This is a genomic window from Achromobacter sp. D7-1 (assembly GCF_059760445.1).
The window spans coordinates 1-8,136 of record NZ_JCBAMT010000149.1 but is presented as its reverse complement, the minus strand read 5'-3'; the positions used below and the strand labels follow the sequence as shown (position 1 = coordinate 8,136).

Genomic DNA, 8,136 nt, shown 5'->3' with positions numbered 1-8,136 from the left:
TCGCGCGGCGGGGCTTTCTAATGCCGCCTGGGCTTAGCGGCCGACCATCACGGCCTGCATGCGCGTCTGCGCCTGCTGCACGTTCTTGGCTTGCGCATTCAGGTCCTGCAGCAGTTTGTTCAGCTCGGCCTGCACGGCGGGATCCTGGACCTTGACGATGGGGCCGGAAATGTCAATCTGCGCGGCGTGCGCGGCGACGTAATCGGCGATCTTCAGGCTGCTGTCGAAGGTCGCGTTCAGTTGCGGCAGCACATCGCGGAAGGTGTCGGCCGGCAGGCTGACGGTCTTCTCGTAGGCCTTGTCGTACACGGCCTTCAGGTCTTCCGGCTGCTTGAGCTGCGCGCGCGCGGCGTCGGCCTTGGCCTGCTGCTCCTTCAGCGCCGCGCCCATTTCATTGAGCGAAGCCTGCACGGTCTTCAGGTCGTCGCGACGGGTCACGATGTCATTCAGCGAGCGCATCGAGCCTTTCTGCATGATGCCGGACAGGGGCTTGACCGAGGCATCCATGCCAGCGTTGAAGTCCGTGATCACCGCATATTGCGCCGCGTAGTCGCCGAAGGACTTCTTCTCTTCATCCGTCAGCTGCGGGACGCGCACGCCGGGCTTGTCGACGATACGGGTCTGCAGGAACTGCGTGAACGCGGCACGCTGTTCGGGTTCCTTGTTGCCGCAGGCGGCCAGCATCAACGGCAGCGCAGCGGCCAGCACCAGGAACGGACGGAATAGGGACTTCATCGCATCGAACTCCTAAAAGCGAAGTAAAGAAATAGTCAGGGTATACCCTGAAGGCGCCCGCAGCTTATCGGGTCGTCTTCCTTGCCGCCATTGCTTTCAGAATTGTTTGCAATCGAATCGTTAAGAAACACAATTCACACATAATGAAGTGAAATCGCGACGACGACCTGTTACGCGTGCGCGCGTCGCGCCTTATTCCTGGACGGCGATTTCCCGCAATGCCGCGGTCAGCAGCTCCGCGGAACGGGACAGCGAGCGGCCCGCGCGCCGCAGGATGCCGATGTGCCGGTATAGCGGCGGGCCGCTGATGGCAACACAACGCAGACGGTTGGTATCGCCTTCGCGGGCTGCCAATTCAGACAGGATGGCTACGCCGAGTCCTTGCGCCGCCATTGCCAGCACGGTCGAGTTGTAGACCACCTCATACGCCGCCGGCAGCGAAATCTTCAATTTATCGGCCGCCGCTTCGATGTGCGTGCGGATGCTGCTCTCCCGCACCGGCAATATCAACGGATGCTCGGCCAAGTCCTTCAGCGTCACCGTGTCCGGCGCGGCCCAGGGGTAGTCGTGCGCCATGTAGGCGCAGAAGCGGTCGGTCACCAACTGCTCCCAGACCAATTCCTGATCGCGCTTGATCGGGCTGCCTATTCCAAAGTCGACCTCGCCGCTGCGGGTCATGTCGTTGACCCGGGAGGCCACCGTGTCCCGCACACAGACGGTAATGCGGGGGTAGTCGCGGTTCAGCCTGTGGATGGCCTGCGGCAGCAGGCCGGCGGCCAGCGAGGGCAGGACGGCGACAGTTACGGTGCCCCGTTCCCGATCGCTGGTGTCGCGGGCATGGGTGACCAGGTCTTCGATTTCGGCCACCAGCTTCTCGATCCGCGGAAAGAGCTCCTGGCCCCGGGGTGTCAGGCTGACGCTGCGGTGGTTGCGATCGAACAGCCGCGTGCGCAGATGGGACTCGAGCTGCTGGATCTGTATGGTCAAAGCCGACTGCGAAATATTCAGTTCGTGAGCCGTCCTGGTGAAGTTGCCCAGACGCGCAATCGTGAGGAAGGCGCGCAACTGTTTGAGATCACTCAACATTATCGAAACTCCGGTTCAAGGCAGGACGATTCAACAATCGTTTTTTTGGAAAAGAATGTTCTGTTATTTGAATTTTACGAATCGCATGCCGCTGAGTATATTGCCTATCGAACGCCTGGCTCAAAAAGGCGGCGAATAAATAAATGAGACAAAGAGGGAGGGCTCCGCATGGCCGGACATTGTGCCTCACGCCAGAGGCTTCAAACGCTGCAGCGAATAATGGATTCGATAAACGCCGCAGCTGAAAAGTGCGCCGGACTTTTTCTTATAGGAATGGTCCTGGCTATTTCAATTTCTGTATTTGTACGGCTGCTCTACACCTATACGGGTATTCCTTTTTCCACGCCCTGGGCGGAAGAACTGGGCCGCTTCATGATGGTCGGAAGCGTCTTCATCGGCGGCGCCGTCGCGACCTATCGCCTGCGGCTGATCGGCGTCGATGCCTTCATAGGCATGGTGCCGGAGTCGGTCGCCCGCTGGCTGCGCGTGGTGGCGCATATCCTGACCTTGATGCTGGCGCTGCTCTTGGCCTGGAAATCGATCAGGCTGATAGAACTCGGCATGAGGCAGACATCGCCCGCGATGGAAATGCCCATGGCATACATCTACATATTCATGTTCATTGGCTGCGTGCTCATGAGCCTGAATACCTTCACGCACGTCATCAAGGAATTGCTGAGCGTTGAAGTATCGCAGCAGGGCGGCGAGGCGGAACGAGTTGCCGCCGCCATGCAAAACAGTGAAGGAGGGGCGCTGTGATTCCGGTTCTGTTCTTGTCATTTACGGCGATCCTGATCATCGGTGCGCCCATTGTCACTGCCCTGGGCATGTCGGCCGCGTTCGCCTTGCAGGCGGGCGACCGGTCGCTGCTCATCGTGGCGCAGATGGCGTTCCAGTCGCTGGATTCGTTCAGCCTGATGGCCGTGCCGTTCTTCATCCTGGCCGGGCATCTCATGTCCTCGGGCGGCGTGGCTACCAGACTGGTGCAACTGGCCAATGCCTTCGTCGGCTGGATCCGGGGCGGCCTGGGCGCGGTCGCGGTGCTGACCTCGCTGCTGTTCGCGACGGTTTCCGGTTCGTCGTCCGCCACGACCGCGGCGATCGGCTCCGTGCTGATTCCGGAAATGGAAAAGAAGGGCTATCCGAGGTCATTCGCGGCCTCCATTGCCGCATCTTCCGGCGAGCTGGGGGCGATCATTCCGCCGTCGATCCCGATGATCGTGTACGCCTTGACGGCCAACGTATCGGTCGGGTCGCTGTTTCTCGCGGGCATCCTGCCGGGGCTGCTGATCACCGTGTCGCTGATCCTGACGGTCTGCCTGGTCGCCCGCATCAAGGGCTTCGACGAAGTCAGCCCGGTGAGCTTTGGCGGCTGGCTGAAAGGCGTGATGGTAGCCCTGAAGGATGCAACGCTGGCGCTGATGATGCCGGTCATCATCCTTGGGGGAATCTACGGCGGCTTGTTCACCGCCACCGAAGCCTCCTGCATCGCGGTGCTTTACGGGCTGGCGCTGGGACTGTTCGTCTACAAGGAAATAACGGTCAAGGATCTGCTGGGCATTTTCGCGCGCTCCGCGGTGATGTCTTCCATCATCCTGCTGATCGTGGCCTTCGCCGCCGTGTTCGCGTACCTGCTGACGATCAACCAGGTGCCGCAGCAGGTCGCTGCCATGCTGGGGTCCGTCACGACCAATCCGATCGTGTTTCTGCTGCTGGTGAACGTCATGCTGTTCCTGGTCGGCATGTTCATCGAGGCATTGGCGGCGATCCTGATCATCGTGCCCATCCTGGCGCCCATCAGCCTGACTTTCGGCATCGATCCCATCCACTTCGGCATGATCGTCATCACCAATCTGGCGGTCGGCATGGTGACGCCTCCGGTCGGCGTGAACCTGTTCGTGGTGTGTGAAGTTGCCCAGTTGAAAATGCACCAGTTGGCGAAGTACCTGGTTATCTTCCTTGCCGTGCTGGTGCTTGATGTCCTGATTATTTCTTACGTGCCCGCCATTAGTACTTTTTTCTTATAAAAAATAATCCGGCCGCCTGACGGCAGCGCCTGTCGGGCGGCTGGAAAATCGAGGAGATGGATGTGAAGCTATTCAAGAAACTGTTTGGCGCCGGCGCCCTGAGCGCCCTCATGTTTGCCGCGCCGTCGCATGCCCTGAACATGGATGTGGGGCACACGCTCACGACGGACAGTCCGTTTCACGTGGGGGCGCAGAAGTTCGCCGACGTGCTGAAGGCGAAATCGAACGGGAAAATCACGATTTCCGTGTTCCCGCATTCGCAACTGGGCGGCGAACTGACCATGATCCAAGGCGCCGTGGCCGGCGCCACCGACCTGGTCATCACGGGTCAGCCGACCTTGAACGGCATCGTCAAGGAATTCCTGGTCTTTGACTCGCCGTTCCTGTTCGACAGCGTGGAGCAAGCCAACCAGATCCTCAACGGGCCGGCGGGCGACAAATTCATGGAAGTCCTGCCCAAGTACGGCCTGGTCGGCCTGGGCTGGTTTTCGGCAATCGAGCGCAACGTCTTCGGCAACAGGCCCGTCAACTCGGCTGAAGACCTCAAGGGCATGAAGATCCGCGTCATCCAGTCGCCGGGTTACGTCGAAAGCTACAAGGCCCTGGGCGCGCAAGCGACGCCCATGGCTTATTCGGAGCTGTATCTGGCCCTGCAGCAGAAGGTGCTCGACGGCGGCGAAACCACGCCGGACCAGTTTGTCTCGGACAAATTCATCGAGGTGTCCAAGTACTTCAACATGACGCACGTCAACATCCATCCGGCGCTGCTGCTCATGTCCAAGGATCGCTGGGACCGCTTTTCGCCCGCGGAACAGAAAATGATCAAGGAGTCCGCGGACGAGGCCATGGCTTACGCCCGCGACTATTACAAAAAGGTCTACGACGAGGGGATGAAGACGATGCAAACGAAAGGGGTGTCCATCGTCTACCCCAGCAATCTCGATTCCATGGTGCAGGCTACGCGGCCCGTTGTGAAAAAGCTCGTCGGCGAAGCCCCCAATGGCCAGGCGCTCTATGACGCGCTGATCGCCGCCAAGCAGAAGCAGTAACGGGCGCGAACGGCACAGGCCCCGGCGCTTTCATAGTCAAGAGAAACTGGACAGATTGATGACACCTTTCAACCAACCCCAAAACCTGCGCGTGCTGATTACCGGAGCAGCCGGAAATATCGGCCTTTGCCTGCGCTCGCAGCTGCGCGGCCGCTATGCCTTGCTGCGTTTGGCCGACATCGCACCGCAGGAACCGGCGCAGGCAGGCGAGGAAACCTGCACCATGGACGTCCGGGACATCGAGTCCCTGGAACGCTGCATGGAGGGTATTGACTGCGTCATCCATCTGGCCGGCATTCCCGGCGCCGATGTCTGGGAAAAAATCCTGCCCATGAATATCGAGGGTTGCTACAACGTATTCGAGGCGGCCCGGCGCCAGAACGTGCGCCGGGTGATTTTCGCGAGTTCGAATCACGCTATCGGCTACCACCGGCGGGAAAAGTTCCTCGATGACACCGTGCAGCCCAGGCCGGATTCTCTGTATGGCGTATCGAAGGTATTCGGCGAGGGCCTGGGCCGGATGTATGCGGACAAGTACGGCATGTCCGTCGCCTGCTTGCGGATCGGGACCTTCCGCACGCCGGACCGCCCGAGCGAGGCGCGGCAGCTATTGACCTGGATCAGCCACCGCGACATGGCGCAACTGGCGGCGCGTTGCGTGGAGCACGAGTCCTATCATTTCACCGTGGTCTATGGGGTGTCGAACAACCTGCGCAACCGCTGGGACAATTCCAACGCGAAATTCCTGGGCTACGCGCCGCAGGACGATTCCGAGGTTTTCGCCGCGGAGATCCTGGCCCAGAACATCCCCGAGGATCCCATCGCGGCGCAGTTCCATGGGGGCTTTTATTGCCCCCTGGAATTCGTCGGCACCACCGACAGGATCTCCTGAAATCAGACCAGGATGATGTCGTACTGCTCTTGCGAGTACGCGCCTTCCACTTCCAGCGAAATGCGCTTGCGCACGAAGTCGCCCAGCATCGCCAGATGCTGGCTTTCTTCTTCAAGAAACAGGTCGACCACCTCTTGCGAGGCCAGGATGCGGAATTCCTTGGGATTGAATTGCCGCGCCTCGCGCAGGATCTCGCGCAGGATTTCATAGCAGACCGTGCGCGGCGTGCGCACGTTGCCGCGCGCCTCGCACATCGGGCAGGGCTCGCACAGCTGATGCGCCAGCGAATCGCGGGTACGCTTGCGCGTCATTTCCACCAGGCCCAGCTGTGTAAAGCCGTTGACCGTCATGCGGGTGCGGTCGCGCGACAGCGCCTTCTTCAGTTCGGCCAGCACGGTTTCGCGGTGTTCCTGTTCCTCCATGTCGATGAAGTCCAGGATGACGATGCCGCCCAGATTGCGCAGCCGCAGCTGGCGAGCGATGGCCTGGGCCGCTTCCAGGTTGGTCTTGAAGATGGTGTCGTCGAAATTGCGGCCGCCCACGAAACCGCCGGTGTTGACGTCGACCGTGGTCAGCGCCTCGGTCTGGTCGATGATGAGGTAGCCGCCCGACTTCAAATCCACCCGGCGCGATAGCGCCCGTGCAATCTCGTCGTCCACATTGGCGGTGTCGAACAGCGGACGCTCCCCACTGTAATGCTGGATGCGGTCCACCACCGAGGGGGTATAGACGCGCGCCCACTCCAGCATCGCGGCGCTGGTCGTGCGGGAATCCACGAGTATGGCGCCGGTGTTCGGACCCACCATGTCGCGCAAGACGCGCTGCGCCAGGGTCAGATCCTGATGCAACAGGGCGGGAGCGGGCTGGATGCGGGCTGCCGCCTGGACGCTGGTCCACAGTTTGCGCAGGTACTCCAGGTCCGCTGTCAACTCTTCGTCATTGGCGCCTTCCGCCTGAGTGCGGACGATAAAACCGCCTTTTTCCTCGGCAGGCATCAAAGCCTGCAGACGTTCGCGCAACTGGATGCGCTCGGATTCGTCGTCGATCTTCTGCGAAATGCCGATATGCGGGTCGTGGGGCAAGTAAACCAACATCCGGCCGGCCATGCTGATCTGGGTCGATAGCCGCGCACCCTTGGTGCCCAGGGGGTCTTTGACCACCTGGACCATGATGGTCTGTCCCTCGAAAAGCAGCTTTTCGATGGGCGTGGGGGTGAGCCCCTGGCTTCTTTCGCCACGATTTTCACGCAGATCGGCGATATGTATGAAGGCCGCGCGCTCCAGTCCGATATCGATGAAGGCGCTCTGCATGCCAGGCAGCACGCGGACCACTCGTCCAAGACAGATATTGCCGACATGGCCCCGCTGAATGCTGCGTTCTACGTGCAGTTCTTGCACCGACCCTTGTTCCACCAGCGCAACGCGGGTTTCAAAGGGGGTGACGTTGATCAGGATGTCTTCGCTCAGGGCGATGGCTGGGGGCATAGCGTGTTCGTCTCCAGTAAGGTGCGGCGTACAGGCGAATAGTAAACGTAGGGCAAGGCGGACGACGCAACTATGTATATGGGGCGACTGCGAGATTCCCACTATATATAGGGGCGAGCGGCGCGTGGCTCCAGTGTGGGCAGACGTAAGCGCGATGCTGCGCCGCCCGCAGAAATCTGTGCTATAGTCTCGCTCCTTCGCAGTTCGGACAGTTTTGAACCGCGAAGCCAAGCAAGCACAACAGGTCGGGCAAGAAGATTCGAGCCAGGTCTGCCGCAAAGCGTTCAGAGATGAGCGGCGCGCGGTGATTGCAAGGATTGCAGCAAGTTAGGCAAAAGCCAGTTGCGCAATCTGCAAAAATCGTGTTATAGTCTTGGGCTTGGCAGTTGCCGAAAAATTAGGGTTAACCCTGATATTTCGATAGCTGCTAAAGAGAGGCGGACCTGAAGAGGTCGCAGGCAAGAAAGCGAAACGATGGGTGTGACGCTGACTTGACAAGCGATAAAAACTTCTTCATAATCTCGTTTCTCTGCTGCAAACAACGCGGCGCCAGCGAAAGGGGCGTAGCGAAGCGAGCAGGCAGTAAGTAGTACCGAATTTAGCAGTACCGCTCTTTAACAATTAAACAACCGATAAGTGTGGGCGCTTGATGCGAGTGCAGTGTGACTTCGGTCACAAGCACAATGAAATCAAGTGCTCACTAGAAGTGAAGTACCTTAGACGTCAAGTTTAAGAACATACCTCACTTCCTTTGAGTAGCGACGTATGACCTGGTTTGGATTTATTCAGACCAAGAATACGAAACAAATACAGAGATTAAACTGAAGAGTTTGATCCTGGCTCAGATTGAACGCTAGCGGGAT

General features: G+C 59.5%; 7 protein-coding genes. 4 read left to right on the top strand and 3 right to left on the bottom strand.

What is annotated here, in order from left to right:
- Positions 1 to 33: 33 nt before the first annotated feature.
- Both AC6LKD_RS32175 and AC6LKD_RS32170 read right to left on the bottom strand, forming a co-directional pair.
- A complete protein-coding gene (locus AC6LKD_RS32175) occupies positions 34 to 735 on the bottom strand; it encodes a DUF3053 domain-containing protein (RefSeq protein WP_013392682.1) in 702 nt (233 codons plus the stop codon).
- Positions 736 to 927: 192 nt separating this feature from the next.
- Positions 928 to 1,821 (bottom strand): LysR family transcriptional regulator, encoded by an 894-nt coding sequence (locus AC6LKD_RS32170; RefSeq protein ID WP_013392683.1) that lies wholly within the window; start codon positions 1,819 to 1,821, stop codon positions 928 to 930.
- Between the two features lie 219 nt (positions 1,822 to 2,040).
- Between AC6LKD_RS32170 and AC6LKD_RS32165 the strand changes: the two genes are divergently transcribed.
- The 4 genes from AC6LKD_RS32165 to AC6LKD_RS32150 are packed head-to-tail and all read left to right on the top strand — an operon-like array spanning position 2,041 to position 5,789.
- Entirely contained in the window at positions 2,041 to 2,580 is a 540-nt protein-coding gene (locus AC6LKD_RS32165; RefSeq protein WP_237709988.1) for a TRAP transporter small permease, read from the top strand.
- A complete protein-coding gene (locus AC6LKD_RS32160) occupies positions 2,577 to 3,848 on the top strand; it encodes a TRAP transporter large permease (RefSeq protein ID WP_498118506.1) in 1,272 nt (423 codons plus the stop codon). Before AC6LKD_RS32165 ends, AC6LKD_RS32160 begins: the two co-directional genes overlap by 4 nt.
- A gap of 56 nt (positions 3,849 to 3,904) precedes the next feature.
- Positions 3,905 to 4,897, top strand: coding sequence for a TRAP transporter substrate-binding protein (locus AC6LKD_RS32155; RefSeq protein ID WP_013392686.1), 993 nt, complete (start codon positions 3,905 to 3,907; stop codon positions 4,895 to 4,897).
- Between the two features lie 58 nt (positions 4,898 to 4,955).
- Positions 4,956 to 5,789, top strand: a complete 834-nt coding sequence (locus tag AC6LKD_RS32150) for an NAD-dependent epimerase/dehydratase family protein (protein WP_013392687.1) — start codon at positions 4,956 to 4,958, stop codon at positions 5,787 to 5,789.
- 2 nt (positions 5,790 to 5,791) lie between these two features.
- On the opposite strand, the gene rng is transcribed toward AC6LKD_RS32150, so the two are convergent.
- Positions 5,792 to 7,255 carry a ribonuclease G gene (gene rng / locus AC6LKD_RS32145; protein WP_498118507.1) on the bottom strand — a complete coding sequence of 488 codons (1,464 nt, stop codon included), beginning with the start codon at positions 7,253 to 7,255 and terminating at the stop codon, positions 5,792 to 5,794.
- Positions 7,256 to 8,136: the final 881 nt, after the last annotated feature.

Bases quoted from the DNA above. Each gene is read 5' to 3' on its own strand.
- AC6LKD_RS32150 (WP_013392687.1), top strand. From the start codon at position 4,956: ATGACACCTTTCAACCAACCCCAAAACCTGCGCGTGCTGATTACCGGA.
- AC6LKD_RS32155 (WP_013392686.1), top strand. From the start codon at position 3,905: ATGGATGTGAAGCTATTCAAGAAACTGTTTGGCGCCGGCGCCCTGAGC.
- AC6LKD_RS32175 (WP_013392682.1), bottom strand. From the start codon at position 735: ATGAAGTCCCTATTCCGTCCGTTCCTGGTGCTGGCCGCTGCGCTGCCG.
- AC6LKD_RS32170 (WP_013392683.1), bottom strand. From the start codon at position 1,821: ATGTTGAGTGATCTCAAACAGTTGCGCGCCTTCCTCACGATTGCGCGT.
- AC6LKD_RS32165 (WP_237709988.1), top strand. From the start codon at position 2,041: ATGGATTCGATAAACGCCGCAGCTGAAAAGTGCGCCGGACTTTTTCTT.